We start from the raw sequence: 25638 nt of genomic DNA on the forward strand, positions 1-25638 counted from the left end.
CGGACAGAAGCCCGGCGACCATAGTAGCTTGCGCACAAGCACTCTTTTCCACGGATCGAGCATTCGGCAACTCCGATCTGGGCCGTAGGAGATTTCTTGTCACTGGCTATTTGCCGGAACAGACGATACCTAGCAGCGTCGCGCTTGCGGGCAATTTTAGAGGGAAACTGTAGAATTTTTTGTTTCATTCCGATTCGTCGGTTACGGCAAGTTCGCCGGCTCCCACCGACCCGCCCAGCAATTCCGGCAGATCGACCACGGAATCGATGACGTGATCCGGCGCGCGGTCGGCCGACGCCAGCACGCCCGGCCGGAATTTGCCGGTGCGCACCAGCACGCCGGTCAACCCGACGTCTTGCGCCGCAAGCACATCCGAGTACAGATCGTCACCGATCATCACGACCTCCGCCGGCTCGAGGCGCATCAGCCCCGCGGCAGTCCGGAAACCGGGGGCTGCGGGCTTGCCCACCACCTGGATGCGGGCATTGCCCGCCGCCTCCAAGCCGGGCAGATACGCCCCTGCGTCGATACGCAATCCGTCCGCGGTCGCCCAGGTCAATCCGCTGTGCATGGCGACGACGGGCACGCCGTCCAGCATCAATTCCGCCACTCGGCTCAGTGCGGCATGGGTGAATTCCGCTCCCGCGCCGCCGATCACGACCACCTCCGGATGTTCCTCGTCGAGCCGGAGACCGGCGAGGTCGGCATCGATGTCGCCGTGGTTGAGCACCCAGACGGCGGCGCCGGGGTAGCGCCCGCGCACGAACTCCGCGGTGAGCCTTGCGGCGGTGACGATCTCGGCGGGTTCGACCTCGATACCCGCGCCGCACAGGCGTTCCGCGATCTCGGCGCAGGTACGCGAGGTGGTGTTGGTCAGAAAGGCCCGGCGCAATCCGCCCTCCCGGATCCGGCGCACCGCTGCGGCGGCGCCCGCGATCTCCCGCCATGAGGTCACCAGGACGCCGTCGATGTCGTAGAGCACGCCTCGGCTCCGGACGCGGTCGGGCATAACTTCAGCCTACGACCGACTCGCGAACCGGGCAGACCGACTTAAGGTGTTCCCATGACGGAGGCGCTGCTCTACGGACTCGGCACCGCCGTGCCGCTGATCCTGGGCGCCGCCATCGGATTGCGGTGGCGACTGCCAAAGGCGGTGCTCGCCTCCCTGATGGCCTTCGGCGCGGGCACGATGATCGCGGCGGTGTCCAGTGAGCTGTTCGAACCCGCCTTTCGCCAGAACGCGACGATCGCGGCGATCGCGCTGTTCGCGGGCGCGGGGGTCTACGTGGTGGCCAACCATCTCATCGAGAACAAACTCGGCCCGCGCGCGCTCGGCTGGGCGCTGATGCTCGGCGCGGTGCTGGACGGCATCCCGGAGAACACGGCGCTCGGCGTCACGCTGGCCGGTGGCGGCGGCCTGGTCCTGCTGGTGGCGGTGGCCGTGGGCAACGTGCCCGAGGCGATCAGCGGCGCCGCGCTGATGCGCGACCAGCACGGCGTGGCGCGGCACCGCACCCTCTGGCTGTGGACGGCGACCGGCGCGGTGCTCGTACTGGTCACGATGCTCGGAAACGCCTTGTCGGACAACTTGTCCGAGACCCACATCGGCGCGGTGCAAGCGTTCGCCGGCGGTGCCACGATCGCGGTACTGGCCGACTCACTGATGCCGGAGGCCTACCGCGAAGGCGGCTGGTGGGTCGGAATGGCCACTGCGGCCGGGTTTCTCGTGGCCTTCGTCTTGCACTGACCGGCGGCGGTCGTCAGCGGCGCGCGCCGCTGATGACCGCGTCCAGCAGGCCGGGGAAACGCTGATTCAAATCTTCGCGCCGTAGCGCGACCAGCCGATTGCGGCCGGAGACGAACGTCATCGTGACGCCCGCGTCCCGCAGCACCTTCCAGTGGTGCGAGGCGGTGGCCGCCGTGATCTCCACGTCGAACTCTCGGACATTGCAGCTCAACGGCTCCCGTTCCCCGGCGAGCGCGCGCACCAGTTCCAGGCGCACCGGGTCGGCGAGTGCGCTCAGCACGCGGACCAGATCGATGTCGGCGGTACTCGGCTGCGGCAGCGTACGCATCTCCATTCCCCGATCATTTGACAACGATCGAATTGTATCTCACGCTCATCCTATGATGTTTCGACAACCATCAAATAATCTCTACCGATCACTCCTCCCGCTCGCCGTGGGCACTTTCGTGCTCGGCACCGACGGCTTCGTGCTCAGCGGCCTGCTTCCGCTGATCGCCGCCGATCTGCACGTCTCCGTGTCAACCGCCGGGCAGCTGACCACGATCTTCGCCTGGACCTACGCCATCGCCGCACCGCTGATCGCGGCGGCGACCGGGTCCTGGGATCGCCGTGTGCTGCTCGGCGGCGGCGCCGCGCTCTTCGTGGTCGGCATGATCGGGCAGGCCGCCGGGGAGAGCTTCGGCGTCATGGCCGCGGCGCGCGTCGTCGCGGCCATCGGGGCGGCGGCCTTCCAGGCCAACGCATTCGCCGTCGCGGGTGTCGTCGCCGATGACGCTCACCGGGGCCGGGCCCTGTCGATCGTGACCGCGGGCATCACGCTGTCCAGCGTCGCGGGCGTGCCGATCGGCATCTTCGCCGAGCGCTGGATCGGCTGGCGCGGCGTGCTGTGGGGCATCGCGCTCGGCGGAGCCATCGCCGCGCTGCTGGTATTGCTACTGCCGCGGGTGACCCTGCCGAGCACGGGACTGCGCGCCCGGATCGGCGTGCTGACCCGTCCGCCGGTGCTGCGGGTGCTGATCGTGACGACAACGCAGATCACCGCCGTCTACACCACCATCGTCTACCTGCCCGTGGTGGTCGCGGCATCGGTGCCGCAGAGCATGCTCGCCTGGCTGCTGCTGGCGATGGGCATCGGCCAGGTGATCGGCAACGCGCAGGCCGGGCGGGCGGTCGACCGCTACGGCCCGCAGCGCACGCTGACGGTGGGGCTCGCGGGCGCGCTGGTCGGCCTCGCCCTGCTCGGCGTGGCCGTCCATGCCGCGTGGGCGGTGTTCGTGGTGCTCGCCATCACCGGACTGTTCGGTTCGGCGATCCTGGTTCCGCAACAGCATCGCCTGTTCGGCATCGCCCATGACGCGCCCACCGTCGCCCTCGGCCTGAATGGATCGGCCATCTACCTCGGTGCGGGAATCGGTTCGATAGTCGGTGCGACCGTGCTGGATTCCTCCGGCAGCCAGTGGCTCCCATGGACCTCCACGCTCATCGCATGCCTCGCCCTGACCCTCGCGCTGCAGAAGGCCCCGTCCCCCGCCAAGAGTCCGGTCCCAGCATGACCTACCCGCCGGCGGCGCGGCATCGACCCGCGCCGCCGGCCGCACAGCCCACTTCACTCCGCCGGCGAGGCCACTGGTGACTCACCGACAGACGTGAGCCGCAGCCGACCGGGCGTCCTGGTGGCGACTCCGATATCCCGCCCAGCACGGGTACGAAGCAGCGAGATGGCCGAGATCCGGGGACGCTCGGCATCGCCGCGTCCGGGCTAAGCGGCGGGGCCTGGGCGGATCGAATCCAATCGGTCGGCGCAGCGAGTGAGCAAGTCCTGCAAGGTCGCTCGCTCGGCGTCGGTGAATTCCTCGGCCAGGGCGCGTTCGACGCGGACGGCGCGGGCATCCGCGTCGCGCATGACCGCCGCGCCCTCGTCGGTCAACGTGGTCTCCAGGACGTTCTTGTGCCACGGGTGCGGGGTGCGCTCGATGAGCCCGCGGTCCTGCAGGTTGCTCAGCACAGTGTTCATCGACGGCGGCGTGACGCCGCAGAGCCGGGCCAGGGCGGCGGCGGAGATACCGGGATTCTCGGCGAGGAACAGCAATGCGGCGTACTGGGGCACGGTCACGCCCGCCGGTTTCAACGCGGCGTTCTTGGCCGTGTTGAGGGATTGCTCGGCACGTTTCAGATACGAGCCGATCCGTTCGGCGGCGGGCATGGACGTCATAAGCGCATGGTATCCGGACGTTCATCCATTCGGACCTTGACCGATATTAGAGTTCTAACTTAGATTCGTATCTGTTGCTTGATGTGAGCACATTCGACCGCATGATCTCTAAGAGGTAACCGATGCCCCACGCCCTGCCCCTCCGCCTGCTGTCGAGCTTGGCCGCAGGCAGCGTGTGTCTCGCGCTCGCCGCCTGCGGCACGAGCGACGCACCGAGCACCGCCGTCCACACCGCCTACGAGTTGCCCGGCGACCGGGCCTACCCCGAGGGCATCGCGGTGGACGCGCGGACAGGAGATAGCTATGTCGGCTCCTACACCACCGGCGCCGTCTATCGCGCGACCCCGAACGCGCACCGAGCCGAGGTCTTCCTGCCCGAAGGCGCCGACAACCACAAGACCGCCAACGGCTTGAAGGTCGACGCGGCCGGACGGCTGTGGGTCATCGACTCGACCACCGGAGTCGCGGTGTACGACATCGCGACCCGCGCGCTGCTCGCCGACTTCACCGTGCCCGGAAGCGAGCCACGCTTCGTGAACGATCTCGCCATCACCCCGGACGGCACGGCGTATCTGACCGACAGCACACGGGCGGTCGTCTATCGCGTGACACCCGACCAACTGGCCGCCGCCAGAGCGCAGGGTGGGCGAGCCGAACTGACCCCGCAGTTCGACCTGCGCTCCGTGCTGCCGCCGATCGAGCCGGGCGGCTTCAGCCTCAACGGCATCGTCGCCGATCCGGCAGGCCGCTATCTGCTCACGGTCGACATGCCGCGCGGCGACTTGTACCGCATCGCGCTGACCCCGGAATCGACGCCGATCCGCAAGGTGACCTTGCGCGGTGGCGATCTGCGTCAGGGCGACGGACTGGAACTGCGCGACAACACGCTGTGGGCCGCGCACAACACGACCAACACCATCAGCCGCTGGACCCTCTCCGACGACGGCGCCACGGCCACGCTCGCGCAGCAACGCACCGACGAAGCCCTGTCCATCCCCACGACCCTGGCCCGCGCCGGTGACCGGATCCTGATCGTCTCCTCCCAATTCGACAAGGGTGGCCCGATGGGCCCCGGCACCCCGAAGACGCCCTTCACCGTCGTCACCCTCGACGGCATCTGACACCGAAACGCCGGAAGCCGGCCCACCTCGCGGTGGACCGGCTTCCGGTTCGAAATGTGTTGCCGGGTGGCCGGACTCAGAAGTCCATGCCGCCCATGCCACCGGTCGGGTCGCCGACGGGAGCGGCGGCCTTCTCCGGCTTGTCGGCGACAACGGCCTCCGTGGTCAGGAACAGAGCCGCGATCGAGGCCGCGTTCTGCAGCGCCGAACGGGTGACCTTGACCGGGTCGGCGACACCGGCGGCCAGCAGGTCCTCGTATTCGCCCGAGTCGGCGTTCAGGCCGTGACCCGCGGGCAGGTTGGCGACCTTCTCGGCGACCACGCCGGGCTCGAGGCCCGCGTTGAACGCGATCTGCTTCAGCGGAGCCGACAGCGCGACCCTCACGATGTTCGCGCCGGTGGCCTCGTCACCGGTGAGCTTCAGCTCCTCCAGCGCCGGAGCCGACTGCAGCAGGGCCACGCCACCACCGGCGACGATGCCCTCCTCCACGGCAGCCTTCGCGTTGCGGACGGCGTCCTCGATGCGGTGCTTGCGCTCCTTGAGCTCCACCTCGGTGGCCGCGCCCGCCTTGATCACCGCGACACCGCCGGCCAGCTTGGCCAGACGCTCCTGCAGCTTCTCCCGGTCGTAGTCCGAGTCGGAGTTCTCGATCTCGCTACGGATCTGCGCGACCCGGCCCTTGATCGCCTCCGGGTCGCCCGCGCCCTCGACGATGGTGGTCTCGTCCTTGGTGACGACGACCTTGCGCGCCTGGCCGAGCAGCTCGAGGCCGGCGTTCTCCAGCGACAGGCCGACCTCTTCGCTGATGACCTCGCCACCGGTCAGGATGGCGATATCGGCCAGCTGAGCCTTGCGGCGGTCACCGAAGCCGGGAGCCTTCACGGCGACCGACTTGAAGGTGCCGCGGATCTTGTTGACCACCAGGGTGGACAGGGCCTCGCCCTCGACGTCCTCGGCGATGATCAGCAGCGGCTTGCCCGCCTGGATGACCTTCTCCAGCAGCGGCAGCAGGTCCTTGACGGTGGAGATCTTCGAGGCGACCAGCAGGATGTACGGGTCCTCGAGGACCGCTTCCTGACGCTCCGGGTCGGTGACGAAGTAGCCGGAGATGTAGCCCTTGTCGAAGCGCATGCCCTCGGTGAGCTCCAGCTGGAGACCGAAGGTGTTGCTCTCCTCGACGGTGATGACACCTTCCTTGCCGACCTTGTCCATGGCCTCGGCGATCAGCTCACCGATGGACGGGTCGCCGGCCGAGATACCGGCGGTGGCGGCGATCTGCTCCTTGGTCTCGACCTCCTTGGCGGTGTCGAGCAGCTTGGCGGTGACGGCCTCGACGGCCTTCTCGATGCCGCGCTTCAGGCCCAGCGGGTTCGCGCCGGCCGCGACGTTGCGCAGGCCCTCGCGCACCAGCGCCTGGGCGAGCACGGTCGCGGTGGTGGTGCCGTCGCCCGCGACGTCGTCGGTCTTCTTGGCGACTTCCTTGACCAGCTCGGCGCCGATCTTCTCGTACGGGTCCTCCAGCTCGATCTCCTTGGCGATGGACACACCATCGTTGGTGATCGTGGGGGCGCCCCACTTCTTCTCCAGGACAACGTTGCGACCCTTGGGGCCCAGCGTCACCTTGACCGCGTCGGCGAGGCTGTTCAGACCCCGCTCGAGGCCGCGGCGGGCCTCTTCGTCATACGCAATTGTCTTGGCCATGGCGTTGTTGAGATCCTCCATGTGTATGGCTGACACACAGGACGACCGCCGGTTGGGTCGCCCCAGTTACGCTGGCCAGGTTCGGTGCCCGCGACGGACGACCGAGGGTGTCTAGGGAACCCGGTCTCACCGTCCCGACCTGGCACTCACAGGTCGAGAGTGCCAAGAGCATTTTTAGCACTCAGGGGTGCCGAGTGCAAGGTCCGCGCGGGCTAGGGGCGGTCGTCGACACGGAGCACCAGCGCGACGAACGCGTCGGTACGGCGTTCCTCCGGCGTGCGGGGCTCGCCCTCCTCGACGGTGACGAGCTCGGCGTCGTGCAGCAGCAACTCCGCCTCCACCCGCATGATGGCGCGGATGAACGGCGGGGCGACGTCGGGCGGTAGGTCGCCGTTCACCACGTAGCTGCCGTCCGGCTGGGACTCGGTGGACACATACGAAAGCGCGCGCAGCAGATCTGCGCGCCGTTCCCCCGCTATTAGGTCGGAATCCGTTTCATCCGCCATTGCTATAGCTTAGCCGCCAGCGGTTCACATCTTCGGCCGGACGATTCGCGCCGCCCGGCACCGACGATGAAAGCGCAGGTCACAGCACCCCTCCCGGGAACAGGGGGGACCAGGCACCGCGCCGAGGCGGCCGGGGCGGCGTAGATTCCGGGTGGACCATGATCAACCTCAGCCCGGAAGGGGACGCGGGTGGACGACCTGCCGTTCGATTCGCTCTACCGGCACGGCTTCGCCCGGGTGGCGGTCGCGGTACCCCGGATCCGGGTGGCCGACCCCGCCTACAACGTGGAACAGACCGTCGAGCTGGCCGCACAGGCCGCGGCGGCCGGGGCGGTGCTCACGGTGTTCCCCGAGCTGGGCCTCTCCTCCTACACCGCCGACGACCTGTTCCACCAGGACGCGCTGGACTCGGCGGTGGGGGCGGCGCTCGCCAGAGTGGTCGCGGCGAGCACGGACATCGACACGGTGCTCGTGGTGGGCGCGCCGCTGCGGGTCCACCATCGGTTGTTCAACTGCGCGATCGCGATCTGCCGGGGCATCGTGCTCGGCGTGGCGCCGAAGAGCTACCTGCCGAACTATCGGGAGTTCTACGAGAAGCGTCAGTTCGCGGCGGCGCGGGAGGCGCTGGAGGACCACGTCACCGTCGCCGGGCACCGGGCGCCGTTCGGATCCGACCTGTTGTTCCGCGCGAGCAATCTGGAGGACTTCGTCTTCCACCTGGAGATCTGTGAGGACGGCTGGGTTCCGTTGCCGCCCAGCGGCTTCGCCGCGCTGGCCGGGGCGACCGTGCTGATCAACCTGTCCGCGAGCAACATCGTGATCGGCAAGGCGGACTACCGGCGGTCGCTGTGCACCTCGCATTCGGCGCGCTATCTCGCGGCGTACCTGTACTCCGCCGCGGGAACCGGCGAGTCGACCACCGACCTCGCCTGGGACGGCCAGGCGCTGATCTGCGAGAACGGCGACCTGCTCGCGGAGGGCGAGCGGTTCTCCGATCATCCTCAGCTGGTCACCGCCGACCTGGACCTGCGCCGCCTCGCCGCGGACCGGCTGCGCACCACCAGCTTCGCCGACAACGTGCACGACCACCGCGACCGGCTGACCTCGCTGCGGCACATCGACGTGCGGCTGCCCGTCCCCGAGGCGCCGGTCGCGCTGGAGCGCGAGCTCGCGCGCTTCCCCTACGTCCCCGCCGACCCCGCCTTGCGCAACGAGCGCTGCGCCGAGGTGCACCACATCCAGGTGGAGGGCTTGAGCACGCGATTGCGCGCCACCGGCACGCAGCGCGTGGTGATCGGGGTCTCCGGCGGCTTGGACTCCACGCAGGCGCTGATCGTGGCGGCCAAGACGATGGACCGGCTCGGCCTGCCCCGGGAGAATGTCCTCGCCTACACCATGCCCGGCTTCGCGACCAGCACCAGGACCAGAACCGACGCGCACCGCCTGATGGCCGCCCTCGGCGTCACGGCGCGCGAGATCGACATCACCCCATCAGCCACACAGATGCTGCGCGACATCGGCCATCCAGCCGCCGACGGCGCGCCGGTGTACGACATCACCTACGAGAACGTGCAGGCGGGCGAGCGGACCTCGCACTTGTTCCGGCTGGCCAATATGCACGGCGCGCTGGTGGTCGGCACCGGCGACCTCAGCGAACTCGCGCTGGGCTGGTGCACGTTCGGCGTCGGCGACCACATGGCGCACTACAGTGTGAACGCGTCGGTGCCCAAGACGCTGATCAAGTACCTGATCGCCTGGGCGGTGGACACCGAGCAGTTCGGCGCCGAAGCGAACGAGGTGCTCTCTTCGATCCTGCGCACCGAGATCTCGCCGGAGCTGATTCCGCACGAGGACTCCTCCGCGCCGGCCCAGAGTTCCGAGGCGACCGTGGGCCCGTACGAATTGCAGGACTTCCACCTCTACTACCTGTTGCGCTTCGGCTACCTGCCCAGCCGCATCGCCTACCTGGCCTGGCACGCCTGGTCCGATCCGGCGACCGGCCGCTGGCCCGATCTGGTCCCCGCCGACCAGCGCAACGCCTACGATCTCGCCACCGTCAAGCACTGGCTGGGCGAGTTCCTGCGCCGCTTCGTGCAGACCAGTCAGTTCAAGCGCTCGACGCTGCCGAACGCGCCGAAGGTCGGCTCCGGCGGCTCGCTCTCGCCGCGCGGCGACTGGCGCGCGCCGAGCGACGCGTCCGCGGCCGCCTGGCTGGACGAGCTCGCCCGCAACGTGCCGGATGCCTGACCGGCGCGGTGTCCGACGCCCCGGATAGGGCCCGACGCACCCCTGCCTATGGTGGCTGCGTGAGTGAGAGATCCGGCTGGGATGCCATCGATGGTGCGTTGCGGCCGCTGTACGGCGACATCGAACCCTTCCATTGGGCCTCCGACCACCCGTGGTCGCTGGGCGGGTCCGACCCTCTCGACGGGATCAGCGCCTACTCCCGCACCGATCCGGTGCCGCACTGGCACTACGTCAGTTATGGGATGACCGAGCTGTACGAGAAGGAGTGGGACAACCCGGCGGAGTCCGGCTGGGGCTTCGAGTTCACCTTCCGCTTGGCGCGCGGGCCCGAGGACACCGAACCGCCCGCGTGGCCGACGAACTTCATGCAGAACCTCGCCCACTACGTCTTCCAGTCCGGCAAGTGGTTCGAACCGGGGCACACCATCAAGACGAACGGGCCGATCGCGGCCGGCCACGCGGACTGCACCAATCACGCGGTCTGCTTCACGACGGACCCGGAACTGGGCGCCATCGACAGCCCGCACGGCCGCGTGTTGTTCCTGCAGATCGTCGGGTTGACCATGCGGGAATACCGCGCGGCGCAGGGCGGGCGCGCCCTCGCACTGCTCGCCGAGCTGGAACCGCGACTACCCCTTTTCATCACCGACATCCATCGCGAGCCGCTGGTTCCCGAGCCGAAACCGCAAGCCCTCTGGCCCCGATGGGGCGGCGGCCTGGCCGGACGAGGGTGATCACGCCGCCTGCGTCGCGTGATGTGCGACCGGAACGGCCGGGTGTGGTCCGCGGATACCGGCTCCCCGCGTGCGCAGCGCCCGGCGATGGCGCGCCCGCGCGGCGTGCGCGCACCGCAATCCGTTGACGACGTTGCGAATCTCCTGCGCAGCAACCGATCGCCGGGCCACGCCGATCACCAGCAAGAGCACCGCGAGGGCGAGCGCGGTCCGCGCACGGAACTTCCCGTCGCCCATCGGAATCAGGACTTCTCGGTCTTGATAACCGCGAGCAGCTCGCCCAGATGCGCTTCGGCGCTCGCCTTGTCGACGCCGAGATCACTGAGCAGACCGGCGCCGTTCTCCTGTTCCAGCAGCGCCAGCAGCATGTGCTCGGTGCCGATGTAGTTGTGCCCCAGCCGAAGCGCCTCACGGAAGGTGAGTTCCAGGACCTTCTTGGCCTCCGCGCCGAACGGGATCAGCGCGGGGACGTCCCCCTCGGCCTGCGGCAACGACGCGGAAGCGGCGGCGGAGATCACGTCGACGGACACGCCTTGGTGGAGGAGTTCGTGCACCGCGAGACCTTGGGGTTCGGTGAGCAACCCCAGCACCATGTGCCCGAGGGAGATCTCCCGGTTGCCCGCGGTACGCGCGGCCTCCTGCGCCGCCATCACGACCGCCCGCGCTCGCGGTGTGAAACGGGCGAAGCCCGCGTTCGGGTCCATGGCCGCCGCGGCGGCCGGATCGGGCACCTTGGGCACGAACCGCTTCTGCGCGGCCTGCTTGGTGACGCCCATGCTGGCGCCGATATCGGTCCACGAGGCGCCGGAGCGCCGGGCTTGGTCCACGAAGTGCCCGATCAGGTGGTCGGCCACTTCACCCAGGTGATTCGCCACGACGACGGCATCGGACAGTTGTTCGAGCACATTGTCGGGGCGGGCTTTCTTGATGCCGTCGATCAGGTCGTCGAGGCGGAGTTGTTCGGTCATGCGTCAACCATAAGTTGACGACGACTCACCGTCAACCGTTAGTTGACGATTCGATTCACGGGCGCGCCGACCAAGCCGCGCCGCGCACGATGCGTTCCTTCACCCATGCGGCCGTGCGCCCGGTCAGCACCGTCCTGGCCGGTGCGTCGTCGGCGCGCACCGCCTGGACGACCCCATCTCCGCGGCCCAGGCTGAGGCACTGGAGCACATAGCGGAACCGCAGCTCCTTCGGCTCACGACCGCGCATCCGGGCCACGGCGGCGTCCGCCGCGTGCTTGCCGGTCGGCAGGGCGGTGGCACACGCCATGCGCAGTTCGCGTCCGCCCGGCCCCGCGACCACGGCGGCGTCACCTGCGGCGAAAACGTCCGGGTGCGACACCGAACGCAAGGTGGCGTCGGTGCGCACCCGACCGTCGGAATCCACCGCCAGACCGGAGCGGGCGGCGAGGTCGGGCACCCGGAAGCCGGTGGTCCACACCGTCGCGGCGGCCGCCACCAGTGATCCGTCAGCCAAGCGCGGCCCCTCGGCCGTCACCTCGATCACCTTGGCGCCGGACCGGATCTCGACTCCGAGTCGCTCCAGCGTCCGCGTGATGTGCGCCTGCGCCCGCGCCGACAGCCAGGCGCCCGGCTCCTCCGACCCGAGCAGCACCACACGGGACTCCGGATGCGATTCGGCCAGTTCCGCCGCCAGCTCGATGCCGGTGGCCCCGGCGCCGACGATCGCCACCGGTCCGCCCGCCAGGGCCAGACCGCGCACGTCTTCCTGCGTGGCGACCGAAAAGGCGTGTTCGGCGACGCCGGGGACGCTCGCGAGATCGGCGACGCTACCGAGGGCGTAGATCAAAGTGTCGTAATCGAGTGCGGGCGCACTGTCGAGCACCACCCGACGCGCGACCGTATCGATCTCCGTCGCCAGGGCCTGCACGAAGCCGATGCCCTTGCTTTCCAGCGATTCCCGCAGATCCCATGCCGCGATCCGCTGCCCGGCCGCCTGCTGATGCAGCCGTACCCGCTCGACGAAGGACGCGTGCGCGTCCACCACGGTGATCCGGGCGTCCCGCGCCGTGCGAGCGAGCCTGCGGGCCGCCGCCAGTCCCGCGTACCCCGCGCCGAGAACGACGATCCGATGCTGTCCGGTCATTGCTGAGGCTCCTTTCGATCGGCCATCAACACTCAGACCGGACAGGGCCCCGATCCCTGACAGACCGGTGCCGTGAAGCGCGTCACAGCGGACGGCGAAGCCGGTCCGGCAGTGTGCCCACCGCGCCACCCGACCCGCTCGTCCCGGCGAAATAGGCGAGCTTGTCCGGATTCACGATCAACCGCAGCGCGGTGACCACGCCGTCGGCCACGTCCACCGCGACCACGACCAGCGGCGCACCGTCCACCCGCGCGACCGCGGCGGGCGCGCCGTTGACCTCCTCCACGACCAGCCGCATGCCGGGCACCTCCCAGCGCATGAGCCCGACGAGGTACCGCGCCACCCGCGCCGCACCCCGCACGGGGCGCCGCGCCGCGTTCACCTTGCCGCCGCCGTCGGCCGTCGCGCTCACGTCGGCGGCGAGCATCCGCTCCAGCGACGCGACGTCGCCGTCGCGCGCCGCCTTCATGAACCGCTCGATCAACTCGCGGGCATGGTCGGGCGTGATACCGAAGCGGGGGCGACCCTCTCGTACGCGCAGGGCCGCCCTGCGGAAGATCTGCTGCGAGTTCGTCTCGGTGATGTCGAGCATGTCGGCGATCTCGCGGTGCGCGTATCCGAACGCCTCGCGCAGCACGAACACCCCGCGTTCGATCGGGGTCAGCCGCTCCAGCGCGGTCAGCAGCGCGAGCGAGACCTGTTCGCGCTCCTCGACGGTCTCCAGCGGTCCGAGCTCGCCGCGCGCGGTCGGCACCGGTTCGGGCAGCCACGGCCCGACGTAGCTCTCCCGCCGGGCCCGCGCCGAAACGAGCCAGGTGCGGCACAGATTCACCAGCGCGGTGGTCAGCCAGGCCTCGGCGGAGCGGATACCGCCGCGGTCGGCGCCGTCCCAGCGCAGATAGGTCTCCTGCACCGCGTCCTCGGCCTCACTCGCCGAGCCGAGCATCCGATAAGCGAGCGCGAACAAGCGCGGTCGATGCCCCTCGAATTCCCGCAAACCGTCCGGCTCCATACGCACCTTCCTCCACCCGCCCGACGGAATGACCGTACCGCTCCCAGCGCAGCGCGCGGAGGTGCCGGTGCGCCGATCCGGCGACACGGCGCAGTGGCACGGCGAAGCGAAGCGGCCGCTCCGGAAGCCGCCGCTAGAGCTCAGCGCGTGGCGGCCCATCGCCGTTCTGGCGTTGCTTCGCCCCAGGCCGGCGTAGCCGCAGACGGGCCGAGCCGCGGATCGCCGGACGCGGGATGGCCGGACGCGGAATCCCGGGACGACGGATGGCGGGCAGCCGCCGGTCCGCCCGTCGTTGCGCACGCCGCTCGGCGGGTTTGTGCGTCCAGGTCTCCGGACGCGCGGCCACCCAGCGCTGGGAATGCCAGGCGAACGGGATGTGGCCCAGATACAACGCGACCAGCACCAGCAGCAGCACGATCGGATACGTGACCAGCGCCGCGGCGGCGAGCGCGACCAGCACCAGCAGCCCGGCCGCGGCTTGCGGCGCCACCGACACCGATTTCATGGCCAGCGTCGGGATGGTGCTGACGCACAGCGCGGCCGAGAACACCGCCCAGGCCGCGACCTCGTAGAAGCCGACCCACCAGCCGTCGCCGAACTGCACGAACAGGGCCACCGGCACCATCGCGATGAGCGCGCCCGCCGGAGCGGGCACACCGACGAAGTACTCCCGCGACCAATCCGGCCGGGTGTCGTCGTCCATCAAGGTGTTGAACCGGGCCAGGCGCAGCACGATGCTGACGGCGAACAGCAGCGCGACGATCCAGCCGACGCTGTTGCTGCTGAGCAGGGTCACGTACAGCACCAACGCGGGGGCGACCCCGAAGGAGATGGCATCCGACAACGAGTCCAGCTCGGCGCCCATCTTCGTGGTGGCGTCGAGCATTCTGGCCAGCCTGCCGTCGAGGGTGTCCAGCACGGCCGCCGCGCCGATCATGGCCAGCGCGATACCGAGTTTGCCGTCGAGGCCGAATTTCACCGCCGACAGCCCGGAGCACAGGGCCAGGATGGTGACGATGCTCGGCAGCAGCCGGATGGGCCGCCGCCTGCGCCGCTGGGTGGGTACCGCCGCTTCCATCACGCGTCAGCGGATGTGCCGAGCACGGCGAGCACTGTCTCGCCGCCGATGGTGCGCTGGCCGGGCTGCACGAGCAGTTCGGTGCCCGCCGGGAAGTAGGTGTCGACCCGCGAGCCGAAGCGGATCAGGCCGTAGGTGTCGGCGATGGTCAGCACGTCGCCGACCTGGGCGTCGCAGACGATCCGGCGCGCGAGCAGGCCGGCGATCTGCACCACGACGACCTGGTCGCCCTCCGGCGTCTGGAGCACCATGCTGTTGCGCTCGTTCACCGAGCTCGCCTCGGGCAGGTCGGCGGAACGGAATTGGCCGGGCTGGTGCAGCACGGTGCGCACGACGCCGGAGACCGGTGTGCGCTGTACGTGGACGTCCAGCACGGACAGGAAGATACACACGCGCGGCAGCGGCGCGTCGCCGAGACCCAGTTCGGCTGGGGGAGCGGCCGTGTCGACCAAGGCGATCTCGCCATCCGCCGGGGCGACAACCACGCCCGGCCGGTTCGGCGGCACGCGATGCGGGTGACGGAAGAAGGTCGCACAGGCCGCAGCGGCGAAGAGTCCGGTGCGCCGCACCCATTTGCGCTTGCCGCCGACTACGGCGACCGCCAAGGGTGCGGCGACGAACGGAAGCCCGGCGGGATGCAACGGAGGGATCGCGTTGCGGACCAGATCGACGACGTGGCCGACTCCGGTGCGTTCAGGCGTGCCGGGCGGGGTGGGACGGCGGGCCACAGGCTCCTCTTTCGTGCTCGATGCAGACGGTTTGCGCCATATCGACGATAGGACCGGCGCAAGCGTTCACACCTTACGGGAAAGGAGCCTGTGGCACTCGGGGTCAGGACCTGACTCGGGCGCCGGTGACCAGTCGAACCAGGAACAAAAGGATGACCGCGCCACCCAGGCAGGTGAAGAAGCTGAACCACAGGCCGCCGCCTTCGACGTCGACTCCCAGCACCTTCAGCAGGAACCCGCCGAGCAGGCCGCCGATCACCCCGACGACGATATTGAGCAGAATGCCCTGTTGAGCATCTGTCTTCATGATCTTGCTCGCTATCCAGCCGGCAAGACCGCCGATGATGATCCATCCGATAATCCCGAGACCGAGCATTGTGTCCTCGCATTCAGTTGGGCCACGCCTCGTGCAGCAGTGGCGTGCTTCGATGTGATACCCACCGATTGTCGGAATACGCGCGGCAGATGAGCGACTTTCAAGCTAATATGAGGAAGCCTCATGTCTGTTCGCCAATGGACAGTGGCTGATGAGGGACCGATTTCGATGCTTCGGGGCACCCCCGGCGGCGTCGCCGCAGGTACATAGGAGACGCAGATGGCTGCTCGAATCGCCCAGACCACCGGCGCTGAGCACACGGCGATCCTCGGGCTCGGCGTTTACCGCCCTGCTCGAGTGGTCACCAACGACGAGGTGGCCGGCCCGATCAACTCCAGCGACGAGTGGATCAGGACCAGGTCGGGAATCAGAACCCGCCGGTTCGCCGACGAGTCGGAGACGATCCAGAGCATGAGCGTCGCGGCCGCGCGCGGCGCGCTGGAATCCTCCGGTATCGCGGTCGACCAAGTCGATTGCGTGATCGTTGCTACATCCACCCACCTGTTGCTGACGCCGGCCGCCGCCCCGCGCATCGCCACCGAACTCGGCATGAACGGCTCCGCCGCCTTCGACGTCTCGGCCGGGTGCGCGGGCTTTTGCCACTCGATCGCGCTGGCGTCGGATCTGGTCCGGGCGGGCACCGCTTCGCACGTCCTCGTGATCGGCGTGGAGAAGCTGACTAACACGGTCAACCCGAAGGACCGTTCCACCGCCTTCCTCTTCGCCGACGGCGCGGGCGCGGTGATCGTCGGCCCCTCCGACGAGCCGGGCATCGGCCCCACCGTTTGGGGATCGGACGGGACCCAGCACCACGCCATCCGGCAGGACAAGGACTGGATGGAGTTCTTCCACGAGATCGACGAGAAGGGCCTGGACGCGGTGCGCCCCTATCTGGCCATGGAGGGCACCGCGGTGTTCCGGTGGGCCGCGCACTCGCTGGAGAAGGTGTGCCGCGACGCCATCGACCGCGCGGGCCTGTCCCCCGAGGACTTGGACGCGATGATCCCGCACCAGGCCAATGGCCGGATCATCGAGATCATGGCCAGGGTGCTGAAGCTGCCCGAGCACTGCGCGCTCGCCAACGACATCGAGGAGGCGGGCAACACCTCGGCCGCATCGATCCCGCTGGCCATGGAGTCGCTGCTGCGCAAGGGTGAGTCCAAGCCGGGCGACACCGCGCTGCTCATCGCGTTCGGCGCAGGCCTGTCCTACGCGGCTCAGGTCGTGACGCTGCCGAACTGGAAGTGACGCTCCACTCGCCGCAGCCGGGTCACGACATCTCGTGGACCGGCCGCGGCGAGCACCGCGCGGCGCCCCGCGCTCAGGCGCCGGCTTCGACCGCCGCCTTGACCTTGCCCAGCGTCTCGTTCATGCCGCGCACCAACGCCTCCTCGAACGGGATCTCGCCGCCGAGCGCGGCCTCGATCGCCTTGCGGGAGAACCAGGTGGTGCCGTTGGGCACGTCCCGCCGCTCGATCAGCCGCGTGCCGGACTCGGTCGGCTCCAAGGTGTAGCTCCACACCGTCCGGTTCTCGGTGATCCGGAACGCGAACGCCTGGTTCGGCTCGAACCGCACGATGCGGGACGTGGTCGGCCAGAATTTCTTGCCGTCGCGATTGAGGTTCAACGTCCAGGTGCCCGCCGCGAGCGAGCCGAGCGGCACCATGCGCACGCACTGCGGACTGAACTCCCGCATCCGCTTCAGATCGGCGATCACCGCCCACACCTGCTCCGGGGGCGCGGAGATGTCGATGCTGGCTTCGAGATTTTTCGGCAACGCTGCCTCCGGGATACGAGCGACGGACCGACGACCATCCGTCCGAGCGCGATGTGACGAGTCGCGCACATTTTAAACGCGCCGACAGTTGCGTCACATTTTCGCTACTCGCGCACCGGCCGGTGTAATGATCGGCGCACAATAACGGATACATGAAGCACAGACACCGCCTCCAACATTTCGGCGTCCCAACGTGAGGTGATCGGCCGTGAAACTGCGCTCCCTGCTCCATCGTCGACCAGCGGACCCGGTTCCGCTGCTTCCCGCCATCGCCCCCGAGGACGGGCGAAAAGCGCACGGCGCGTCGGTCTTTCCGCCACGTAGTGTTCGCGGGGCCGCACAGGAAGAACGCTTGGAGCGTCTGCTCACCCCGCGTGAGCTCGATATCGTCTTGCACCATCGGCTCTGAGCCCTCGGCGAACGCCCACGACAGACCGCGCCGCGAGGCTCCATACTCGACAGGTGACTTCACCCGCTGCCACGAAACCGGCCATCCTGAGCGTCGACGACGACCCGGGCGTCTCCCGGGCGGTCGTCCGCGACCTGCGCCGCCGCTACGGCGCCGATTACCGGATTCTGCGCGCGGAATCGGGTCCGCAGGCCCTGGACGCGCTGCGTGAGATGAAGCTGCGCGGTCAGCCGGTCGCCGTGTTGATCGCCGACTATCGGATGCCGGGCATGGACGGCATCGAATTCCTCGAGCAGGCGATGGACCTGCACCCCTACGCGCGCCGCGTGCTGCTGACCGCCTACGCCGACACCAATGCCGCGATCGACGCGATCAACGTCATCGACCTCGACCACTATCTGCTCAAACCGTGGGACCCGCCGGAGGAGAAGCTCTATCCCGTGCTCGACGGGCTGCTCGACGCCTGGCGCAGCAGCGAGCATCGGCCCGTCACCGAGACCAAGGTGGTCGGCAATCGCTGGTCGCCGCGGTCGTCGCAGGTGCGGGAATTCCTCGCCCGCAACCAGCTCCCCTACCGGTGGTACCTGGCCGACGAGCCCGAGGGCGCGCGCCTGCTGGAAGCGGCGGGCGCCGACCCCGAGAGCTGTCCGGTGGTGATCACTTCCGCGGGCGACGCGCTCGTGCAGCCCACCGACAGCGAACTGGCCCAGAACGTCGGCCTGACCGTCGACCCGGCGGGCGAGTTCTACGACCTGATCGTGGTGGGCGGCGGTCCCGCCGGTCTCGGCGCGGCGGTCTACGGCGCGTCCGAAGGTCTGCGCACCGTGCTCGTGGAGCGGACCGCCACCGGCGGCCAAGCGGGGCAGAGTTCGCGCATCGAGAACTATCTCGGCTTCCCCGACGGCTTGTCCGGGGCGCAACTGGCCGACCGGGCCCGTCGGCAGGCGGCGAAATTCGGCGCCGAAGTGATCACCACGCGCGAGGTGGTGGGGCTGGAGGTGAACGGGTCCGCGCGCACCGTGCGGTTCGCCGACGGCGGCAAACTGTGCGCGCACACCGTGATCATCGCGACCGGCGTCGACTACCGCCGCCACCCGGCTCGGGGCGTCGACGACTTCACCGGGCGCGGCGTCTACTACGGATCGGCGATGACCGAAGCGTCCGAGTGCGCCGATCACGAGGTCTACATCGTCGGCGGGGCGAACTCCGCCGGCCAGGCCGCGGTGTTCCTGTCCCGCAACGCGCGCACCGTGCACCTGGTGGTCCGGGCCGATTCGCTGGAACAGTCCATGTCGCACTACCTCATCCAGCAGATCGCGCAGATCGCGAACATCGAGGTGCACACCAACACCGAGGTGATCGCCGCCGACGGTGACGATCACCTGCAGCAGATCGTGCTGCGCAACAACAAGTCCGGCGCCGAGGAGAAGGCCGACGCGGAGCGGCTGTTCCTGTTCATCGGCGCGGCGCCGCAGACCGATTGGCTCGACGGCGTCGTCATCCGTGACGGCGCCGGTTACGTGCTCGCAGGGCCCGACCTGATGGTCGAGAGCGCGCGCCCCGCGGGCTGGGAGCTATCCCGGCCACCGCATCACCTCGAAACCAGCGTGCCCGGCGTGTTCGTGGCGGGCGACGTGCACGCCGAGTCGGCCAAGCGCGTCGCCTCCGCCGTCGGCGAGGGCGCCATGGCCGTCATGCTCGTGCACCGCTATCTCGCGTAACCAGGAGGCCGCAGATGACTTCGAACCAGACCGCGGACCGCAGCAGCAGGTCGGTGTGCGACCCCGCCGAGCTGCGCACCCTGTTCCTGTTCGAGAAGCTGAACGACGAGCAGCTGGAATGGCTGTGCGCCGACGGCCGGATCGAGACGATCGAACCCGGTGTCGTCTTCCGCGAAGGCGAACCGGCCACCTGTTTCTACGTGTTGATGGATGGCGAGCTGATCCTCACCAAGCAGTCCGGCGGTGCGGAGATCGAATTGGTACGCACCGAGCATCACGGCGCCTACGCGGGCGCTTGGATGTCCTACATCGGCGACAAGGTCGACCAGACCTACAGCGGGACGATGCAGGTGACGCGGCCGACGCGGTTCTTCGTGCTGGACGCCGAGATCTTCGCCCGGATGATGCACGAGTGGTTCCCGATGGCCGTGCACCTGCTCGAAGGGGTGTTCTTCGGCAACCGCAACACCAATGCGCGCATCGGTGAGCGCGAACGACTGCTCGCGCTGGGATCGCTGTCGGCGGGTCTCACCCACGAGCTCAACAACCCGGCCGCCGCCGCGGTGCGCGCCACCGCGGGCCTGCGCGAGCGGGTCGCGGGCATGCGGCACAAGCTCGCCATGATGGCGGAGGGCAAGTTCGATCCGTCGTCCTTGGGTTCTTTGGTGCGCCTGCAGGAGGAGGCCGCCGCCCAGGTCGCGAAGGCGCCGGAGCTGACGCCGCTGGAGGCCGCCGATCGCGAGGACGTGCTCGGCGAATGGCTGGAGGACCACGGGATCACCGACGGCTGGAACCTCGCGCCGAACTTCGTGCAGGCCGGGTTCGACACCGACTGGCTGGAGCGGGTGGCCGCCACCCTGGACGGCTCACCGGAGCAGGTGTTCCAAGGGGCCATCCGCTGGCTGAACTACACCATCGAGACCGAGCTGCTGATGAACGAGATCGCCGACTCGACGACGCGCATCTCCGCGCTGGTCGGCGCCGCGAAGCAGTACTCGCAGATGGACCGCGCCCCGTTCCAGGTGGTCGACATCCACGAGCTGCTGGACAGCACCTTGGTGATGCTCAGTCGCAAGATCGGCGACGGCGTGCACGTGGTCAAGGAGTACGACCGGACGCTGCCGGAAGTGCCGTGCTACGCGGCCGAACTCAACCAGGTGTGGACCAATCTCATCGACAACGCGGTGTACGCGATGAACGGCGAGGGCACGCTGACCATTCGCACCAGGAAAGAGAACGACTGCGCGGTCGTGGAGATCGGCGACACCGGGCCGGGCATCGCGCCGGAGGCCCGCAACCGGATCTTCGAGCCGTTCTTCACCACCAAGCCGATGGGCGAGGGCACCGGACTGGGTCTGGACATCTCGTTCCGCATCGTGGTCAAGAAACACAACGGCGACATCAGGGTGGACTCGGAGCCGGGCGACACCAGGTTCACCGTCTGGCTGCCGCTGCACCGCCCGGAACAGGATCAAGCCGGAACCGACACGGAAGGGCAATCATGACCGAGCAGCTCGCGGGCATCGATCCCGCGGTACCGCCCAGTGGGCCGGGTTGCGTGGAGTGCGAGCAGCACTCCGGCTGGTGGGTGCATCTGCGCCGGTGCGCCCAGTGCGGGCATATCGGCTGCTGTGACACCTCCCCCGCGCAGCACGCCTCCGCGCACGCCAAGAGCACCGGTCACCCGTTCATCCAGAGCTTCGAGCCGGGTGAGGACTGGTACTACAACTTCGAAACCGAAGAGATGTTCAGCGGCGGACCGGAATTGGCGCCACCGCACAGTCATCCCGCCGATCAGGGCGTCCCCGGCCCGCGTGAGCGGGTTCCCGCGGATTGGCAGGCATACATCCACTGACGCCGCCGGAACCGGTACGCTGCTGCCGACGCCGGGGCCTCCGGCGCCACGATCCACCCGGGAAAGCATCGGTATGAAACGAACTTCCGCCATCGTCCTGATCGCCGGGACGGTGGGTTTCCTGCTGGCAGGCTGCGGCGGAGGGGACGAGTCCACCGACGCGAACGGATTGCGCCAGGGCTCCGTGACCGCGACCGCGGCCGCCTCGGCCGCCCGCACGACGACCGCTCCCGGCACCGCGACGCCGAGCGGCCCGGCGGATACGGACGCCCCCACCACGACGAAGCAGCGCGACCCCGCGCTCGGTCCGGCGTCGAGCACCACCTGCGGTGAGTTCCGCAAGCTCGACACCGACGAAGAGAAGGTCCTGATCGAGCAGATCCTGGCGGAGAACCCGGGCGGCCCGTTCGACGGCAGCCCGAACGTCGCGCTCGGCACGGCCAAACTGGTGTGCCTGGCGCCGAGCGTCGCCGACAAGTCGGTCGCGACCGCCGCGGGACTCGTCAAGAAATAGCCGAAAGCGTCGTCGTCCACCATTTCCGGACGGCGGACCGTGACCGAACGCGGGGCCGCACGGCAGAATGGCACAGTGGCAGAACTGGCACTCACCGCCCGTCTGAACCCTTCGGCCGCCGATGCCCGGCGCGGGGTGGTCCGGCTGCATCCGGAGGCGCTGACCGCGCTGGGGTTGCGGGAATGGGACGGAATCATGCTGGTCGGCTCCCGGCGCACGGCCGCGGTGGTCGGCGTCGCGCGCCAGGGCACGCCCGCCGGGGTAGCCCTGCTCGACGACGTCACGCTGTCCAATGCCGGGCTGCGCGAGGATGCGACGGTGGTGGTCTCCCCCGCGACCGTCTACGGCGCGAAACAGATCACGGTGAGCGGTTCGGTGCACGCCACCCGCACGATCCCGGCCGCGACACTGCGGCAGGCGCTGCTGGGGAAGGTCGTCACCGTCGGTGACGCGGTCTCCCTGCTGCCGCGCGATCTCGGCCCCGACATCAGCTCCACGGCGGCCACCCAGGCACTGTCGCGCACCTTCGGCATCGCCTGGACCACGGAATTGCTCACCGTCACCGGCACCGATCCGCGCGGGCCGGTGAGCGTGCAACCGAATACCGCGGTGAGCTGGGGCGCGGGCGCGGTCGCCGCGCGGGACGCGGCCGATCTGGCCTGGGCCGGAACCCCGATCCCGGTGGGCGAAGCCTCGCGGGCCGCCACCGAAGCCGCCGCGTTCGACACGGCCGCGGGTAACAACGGCGCCGCGATGGTCCGGGCCACGGCGGCCGTCGACATGCAGAGCGTCTCGGTCGAAGTTCTGGCGGGCGGGCGCAGCCAGGCCGCGAAACTCGAGGAGTGGCTCAGCCTGGCGTTGGACGAGCCCGAGCTGTTGCGCACGCTGGGCGCACGACCTCATCTCGGCGTGTTGATCACCGGACCGGCCGGCGTCGGCAAAGCCACGCTGGCACGCGCGGTCGCGGGATCGCGGCGACTGGTGGAGCTGGACGGCCCGAGCATCGGCGCGGCCGAGAGCGGTGCGCGGCTGCGCCAGGTCGCCGAGGCGGTGGCCGATATCGGCTGCGGCAGGGGCGGCGTCCTGCTGATCACCGACATCGACGCGCTGCTGCCCGCCGACCCCGAACCCGTCGCCACACTCATCCTCGACCAGCTGCGCGCCGCGATCGCGGGTCCCTGCGTCGCGTTCCTGGCGACCACCGCGCACCCGGCAGGCGTCGACCAGCGCCTGCGCGCCCCCGACCTGTGCGATCGCGAACTCGCGCTGCCGCTGCCCACCGCAGGCGTGCGCAAGGCGCTGCTGGAGTACCTGCTGCGCCGGGTGCCGACCGGGGAGCTGGAACTCGACGAGATCGCCTCGCGCACGCCCGGATTCGTGGTGTCCGATCTGGCGGCGCTGTGCCGGGAGGCGGCGTTGCGCGCGGCGTCGCGGGCCAGGGAGCACGGCGAGCCGCAACTCACCCAATCCGACCTGCTCGGCGCGCTCGAGGTCATCCGGCCGCTGTCCCGCTCGGGCATGGAGGAACTCGCCATCGGCAGCCTGAGCCTCGACGACGTCGGCGATATGGCGGAAACCAAGCAGTCGCTCACCGAGGCGGTGCTGTGGCCGCTGAAGCACCCGGACTCCTTCGCCCGCCTCGGCATCGAGCCGCCGCGCGGGGTGCTGCTCTACGGCCCGCCCGGCTGCGGCAAGACCTTCCTGGTGCGCGCGCTGGCCGGTACCGGTCAGCTCAGCGTGCACGCGGTCAAGGGCGCCGAACTGCTGGACCGGTGGGTCGGCTCGTCGGAGCGCGCGGTGCGCGAATTGTTCCAGCGGGCCCGGGATTCCGCACCCTCGCTGATCTTCCTCGATGAGGTGGACGCACTGGCCCCGCGCCGCGGCCAGAGCGCCGACGCGGGTGTGGGCGATCGGGTGGTCGCGGCGCTGCTCACCGAACTCGACGGCGTGGAGCCGCTACGCGACGTGGTGGTGCTGGGCGCGACCAACCGGCCGGAGCTGATCGATCCGGCGCTGCTGCGTCCGGGCAGGCTCGAACGGCTGGTGTTCGTGCCGCCGCCGGACGCCGCCGCCCGTCGGGAGATCCTGCGCACCGCGGGCCGCGCGGTGCCGCTGGCCGACGATGTCGACCTCGACGCGCTCGCGGAGGAACTGGACGGTTACTCCGCTGCCGACTGCGCCGCGCTGCTGCGCGAGTCCGCGCTCGCGGCGATGCGCCGGGACGTACACGCGGCCGACGTCACCGCCGCCGATGTGCTGGCCGCCAAGACGGTGGTGCGACCCTCGCTGGATCCGTCGCAGATCGACACACTGCGCCGCTACGCCGACAGCCGCGGGTAGGTCACGCGCGACCCGGTTCGGCCAATCTCCGGCAATCCGGCCCTTGTTGCCTTTTTCGCACGGGAAACATTTTCGGGCGAATCGTCGGCAATCACAAGATCACGTCACCACCACGGGTATGTTCGACAACCGTGCGCAGGGTCGGCGACATTGTCGACGCGACCACGGCCTTCACCGGAGCCGCGGTCGCGGGCGTGACGCTGTTCCTGCCGGTCACCGTCAGCACACAGGGGCAAGCCACGTCGTACCGGATCGCCGGGCTGCTCAACAGCGTGCCGCGCAGCGCGGCGCTGGGCGTGATCGTCGCCGTGGCGGTCGCCGTGCTGGTCGCCACCACCTCGCGACCGCTGACCGGGTGGGCGACGGCCACCGCCGCCGCGCTGGCGCAGCTGATCAACCACTTCACCGGACGCCACGTGGCCACGGCCGAGATGCTGACCACGCAGAACTACATCGACTCGATCTGCGCCGCCGTGCTGCTCGGCGGGCTCGGCGCCGTGGTGCTGCGCAGACCGCTGCCCGCCGCGGCGTTCGCGGTCGGCGGCGTCGGCTTCTTCGGCTTCGGCGATCTCGCCGACCTGCTGAACATCAACGCGGATCCGTACGCCGTCCTGGAGACCCCGACGCGCTGGATGATCGGCGTGTCCCTGGCCCTGCTGGTGCTCAGCACCCTGCACAACTGGAAGCGCGCCGAGGAGACCAAGGCCTCGCGCATGGCGATCGCGCTGCCGGTGACGCCGATCCTCGCCGCCATGGTGCTCGCACTGGTGATCCTGGCCGGCACCGAATGGCTGGGCCGCCAGTACACCAAACTGCCGGCGGAGAGTCACGCGGTCGAGATCGTCATCGTCGTCGCGGCGACGATCGTCAGCGCGACCGCGGCCGCCATGCTGCTGCCCGGCCGCGACGGCACCGGCGTGTACCTGGCCGTGAGCCTGACCGCGGCGGTCGACGCGGTCGGCTACGCGGTGCGGCCCGGCTGGACCGCGCCGGTGCTCATCGCGCTGACCGCGGCCGGACTCGTCATCGGCGCCCGGATGCCATCGACCGCCCTCGCCATCCTGCTGCTGCTGGGCATCACGGTCTTCGCCCTCGTCACCTCGACGTCCGCGAGCACCATCGCCTACGCGGTGATCAGCGGGGTCATAGCGTTGACCGCGGGGTATTGCTGCGGCACGGCGCGTCCGCACTACGCGCCGAGCGGGGTGCTCGCACTCAGCGCGCTGTATCTGCCGTCGGCGGTCTCTGTGATGCCGGACCGGATGAAGGACTGGCGCGAGGACGTGGCGGCGCACGACGCGACCCCGGGCTGCACCGCGCTCGCCATCGTCATCGGCAGCGCCGTCGGGCTCGTCATGCTGCGTAAATTGCGGCCACGCAGCAGGCCGCAAACAAAAGGGCAACCAGAGAGCGAATCATTAGCGGACATATAGCTTCGGTTCGGGCG

The 25638-nt window shown here is 69.4% G+C and carries 26 protein-coding genes; 13 read left to right on the forward strand and 13 right to left on the reverse strand.

Annotated elements, in window-relative coordinates; all coding sequences use genetic code 11:
- Positions 1-184: 184 nt before the first annotated feature.
- Positions 185-1009 (reverse strand): HAD-IIA family hydrolase, encoded by an 825-nt coding sequence (locus ACWEH3_RS01045; protein WP_450015538.1) that lies wholly within the window; start codon positions 1007-1009, stop codon positions 185-187.
- Positions 1010-1063: 54 nt separating this feature from the next.
- On the opposite strand from ACWEH3_RS01045, the gene ACWEH3_RS01050 reads away from it, so the two are divergent.
- Complete coding sequence (locus ACWEH3_RS01050) at positions 1064-1747, forward strand: ZIP family metal transporter (RefSeq protein WP_450015536.1); 684 nt, start codon at positions 1064-1066, stop codon at positions 1745-1747.
- 13 nt (positions 1748-1760) lie between these two features.
- Here ACWEH3_RS01050 and ACWEH3_RS01055 read toward each other — a convergent pair whose 3' ends face one another.
- A complete protein-coding gene (locus tag ACWEH3_RS01055; protein ID WP_355071715.1) occupies positions 1761-2081 on the reverse strand; it encodes an ArsR/SmtB family transcription factor in 321 nt (106 codons plus the stop codon).
- Between the two features lie 100 nt (positions 2082-2181).
- On the opposite strand from ACWEH3_RS01055, the gene ACWEH3_RS01060 reads away from it, so the two are divergent.
- On the forward strand, positions 2182-3300 hold the full coding sequence (locus tag ACWEH3_RS01060; protein ID WP_450015533.1) for an MFS transporter: 1119 nt from the start codon (positions 2182-2184) through the stop codon (positions 3298-3300).
- A gap of 206 nt (positions 3301-3506) precedes the next feature.
- On the opposite strand, the gene ACWEH3_RS01065 is transcribed toward ACWEH3_RS01060, so the two are convergent.
- On the reverse strand, positions 3507-3959 hold the full coding sequence (locus ACWEH3_RS01065; RefSeq protein WP_450015531.1) for a MarR family winged helix-turn-helix transcriptional regulator: 453 nt from the start codon (positions 3957-3959) through the stop codon (positions 3507-3509).
- Positions 3960-4081: 122 nt separating this feature from the next.
- Between ACWEH3_RS01065 and ACWEH3_RS01070 the strand changes: the two genes are divergently transcribed.
- Complete coding sequence (locus ACWEH3_RS01070) at positions 4082-5080, forward strand: SMP-30/gluconolactonase/LRE family protein (protein ID WP_450015529.1); 999 nt, start codon at positions 4082-4084, stop codon at positions 5078-5080.
- Between the two features lie 76 nt (positions 5081-5156).
- Here ACWEH3_RS01070 and groL read toward each other — a convergent pair whose 3' ends face one another.
- A complete protein-coding gene (groL, locus tag ACWEH3_RS01075) occupies positions 5157-6782 on the reverse strand; it encodes a chaperonin GroEL (protein WP_450015527.1) in 1626 nt (541 codons plus the stop codon).
- Positions 6783-6994: 212 nt separating this feature from the next.
- Positions 6995-7288, reverse strand: a complete 294-nt coding sequence (locus tag ACWEH3_RS01080) for a hypothetical protein (RefSeq protein WP_450015525.1) — start codon at positions 7286-7288, stop codon at positions 6995-6997.
- A gap of 189 nt (positions 7289-7477) precedes the next feature.
- On the opposite strand from ACWEH3_RS01080, the gene ACWEH3_RS01085 reads away from it, so the two are divergent.
- Together ACWEH3_RS01085 and ACWEH3_RS01090 are read left to right on the forward strand one after the other, a co-directional pair.
- Positions 7478-9535 (forward strand): NAD(+) synthase, encoded by a 2058-nt coding sequence (locus tag ACWEH3_RS01085; protein WP_450015523.1) that lies wholly within the window; start codon positions 7478-7480, stop codon positions 9533-9535.
- Positions 9536-9594: 59 nt separating this feature from the next.
- Positions 9595-10269 (forward strand): suppressor of fused domain protein, encoded by a 675-nt coding sequence (locus ACWEH3_RS01090; RefSeq protein WP_450015521.1) that lies wholly within the window; start codon positions 9595-9597, stop codon positions 10267-10269.
- Here ACWEH3_RS01090 and ACWEH3_RS01095 read toward each other — a convergent pair whose 3' ends face one another.
- The 7 genes from ACWEH3_RS01095 to ACWEH3_RS01125 all read right to left on the reverse strand — a co-directional run bounded on the left by ACWEH3_RS01095 (position 10270) and on the right by ACWEH3_RS01125 (position 15575).
- Positions 10270-10506, reverse strand: a complete 237-nt coding sequence (locus tag ACWEH3_RS01095) for a hypothetical protein (protein ID WP_450015519.1) — start codon at positions 10504-10506, stop codon at positions 10270-10272.
- A gap of 5 nt (positions 10507-10511) precedes the next feature.
- Positions 10512-11237 (reverse strand): Clp protease N-terminal domain-containing protein, encoded by a 726-nt coding sequence (locus ACWEH3_RS01100; protein WP_450015517.1) that lies wholly within the window; start codon positions 11235-11237, stop codon positions 10512-10514.
- 55 nt (positions 11238-11292) lie between these two features.
- On the reverse strand, positions 11293-12381 hold the full coding sequence (locus ACWEH3_RS01105; protein WP_450015515.1) for an NAD(P)/FAD-dependent oxidoreductase: 1089 nt from the start codon (positions 12379-12381) through the stop codon (positions 11293-11295).
- A gap of 82 nt (positions 12382-12463) precedes the next feature.
- The gene (locus ACWEH3_RS01110) at positions 12464-13393 is read right to left on the reverse strand and encodes an RNA polymerase sigma-70 factor (protein ID WP_450015513.1); all 930 of its coding nucleotides are present in this window, start codon (positions 13391-13393) and stop codon (positions 12464-12466) included.
- 133 nt (positions 13394-13526) lie between these two features.
- Positions 13527-14471: a CDP-alcohol phosphatidyltransferase family protein gene (locus tag ACWEH3_RS01115; protein WP_450015511.1), complete on the reverse strand. Its 945-nt coding sequence runs from the start codon at positions 14469-14471 to the stop codon at positions 13527-13529.
- The gene (locus ACWEH3_RS01120; protein ID WP_450015509.1) at positions 14471-15199 is read right to left on the reverse strand and encodes a phosphatidylserine decarboxylase; all 729 of its coding nucleotides are present in this window, start codon (positions 15197-15199) and stop codon (positions 14471-14473) included. The genes ACWEH3_RS01115 and ACWEH3_RS01120 overlap by 1 nt, the downstream gene beginning before the upstream one ends.
- 103 nt (positions 15200-15302) lie before the next feature.
- Positions 15303-15575 carry a GlsB/YeaQ/YmgE family stress response membrane protein gene (locus ACWEH3_RS01125; protein WP_280478319.1) on the reverse strand — a complete coding sequence of 91 codons (273 nt, stop codon included), beginning with the start codon at positions 15573-15575 and terminating at the stop codon, positions 15303-15305.
- A gap of 219 nt (positions 15576-15794) precedes the next feature.
- Here ACWEH3_RS01125 and ACWEH3_RS01130 point away from each other — a divergent pair, with 219 nt between their 5' ends.
- On the forward strand, positions 15795-16823 hold the full coding sequence (locus ACWEH3_RS01130; RefSeq protein WP_450015506.1) for a beta-ketoacyl-ACP synthase III: 1029 nt from the start codon (positions 15795-15797) through the stop codon (positions 16821-16823).
- Positions 16824-16896: 73 nt separating this feature from the next.
- On the opposite strand, the gene ACWEH3_RS01135 is transcribed toward ACWEH3_RS01130, so the two are convergent.
- Entirely contained in the window at positions 16897-17352 is a 456-nt protein-coding gene (locus ACWEH3_RS01135) for an SRPBCC family protein (RefSeq protein WP_450015504.1), read from the reverse strand.
- Between the two features lie 208 nt (positions 17353-17560).
- On the opposite strand from ACWEH3_RS01135, the gene ACWEH3_RS01140 reads away from it, so the two are divergent.
- The 7 genes from ACWEH3_RS01140 (at position 17561) to ACWEH3_RS01170 (ending at position 25624) form a co-directional block, all read left to right on the forward strand.
- Complete coding sequence (locus tag ACWEH3_RS01140) at positions 17561-17761, forward strand: hypothetical protein (protein ID WP_450015502.1); 201 nt, start codon at positions 17561-17563, stop codon at positions 17759-17761.
- 53 nt (positions 17762-17814) lie between these two features.
- The gene (locus ACWEH3_RS01145; RefSeq protein ID WP_450015500.1) at positions 17815-19482 is read left to right on the forward strand and encodes an FAD-dependent oxidoreductase; all 1668 of its coding nucleotides are present in this window, start codon (positions 17815-17817) and stop codon (positions 19480-19482) included.
- Between the two features lie 14 nt (positions 19483-19496).
- Positions 19497-20987 (forward strand): ATP-binding protein, encoded by a 1491-nt coding sequence (locus ACWEH3_RS01150; RefSeq protein ID WP_450015498.1) that lies wholly within the window; start codon positions 19497-19499, stop codon positions 20985-20987.
- The gene (locus ACWEH3_RS01155; RefSeq protein WP_450015496.1) at positions 20984-21337 is read left to right on the forward strand and encodes a UBP-type zinc finger domain-containing protein; all 354 of its coding nucleotides are present in this window, start codon (positions 20984-20986) and stop codon (positions 21335-21337) included. The genes ACWEH3_RS01150 and ACWEH3_RS01155 overlap by 4 nt, the downstream gene beginning before the upstream one ends.
- Before the next feature lie 73 nt (positions 21338-21410).
- The gene (locus ACWEH3_RS01160) at positions 21411-21851 is read left to right on the forward strand and encodes a hypothetical protein (protein WP_397078862.1); all 441 of its coding nucleotides are present in this window, start codon (positions 21411-21413) and stop codon (positions 21849-21851) included.
- 75 nt (positions 21852-21926) lie between these two features.
- On the forward strand, positions 21927-24191 hold the full coding sequence (locus ACWEH3_RS01165; protein WP_450015493.1) for an AAA family ATPase: 2265 nt from the start codon (positions 21927-21929) through the stop codon (positions 24189-24191).
- A gap of 131 nt (positions 24192-24322) precedes the next feature.
- Complete coding sequence (locus ACWEH3_RS01170) at positions 24323-25624, forward strand: hypothetical protein (protein ID WP_450015491.1); 1302 nt, start codon at positions 24323-24325, stop codon at positions 25622-25624.
- Positions 25625-25638 lie beyond the last annotated feature (14 nt).

It is taken from the genome of Nocardia sp. NPDC004718 (assembly GCF_053601535.1).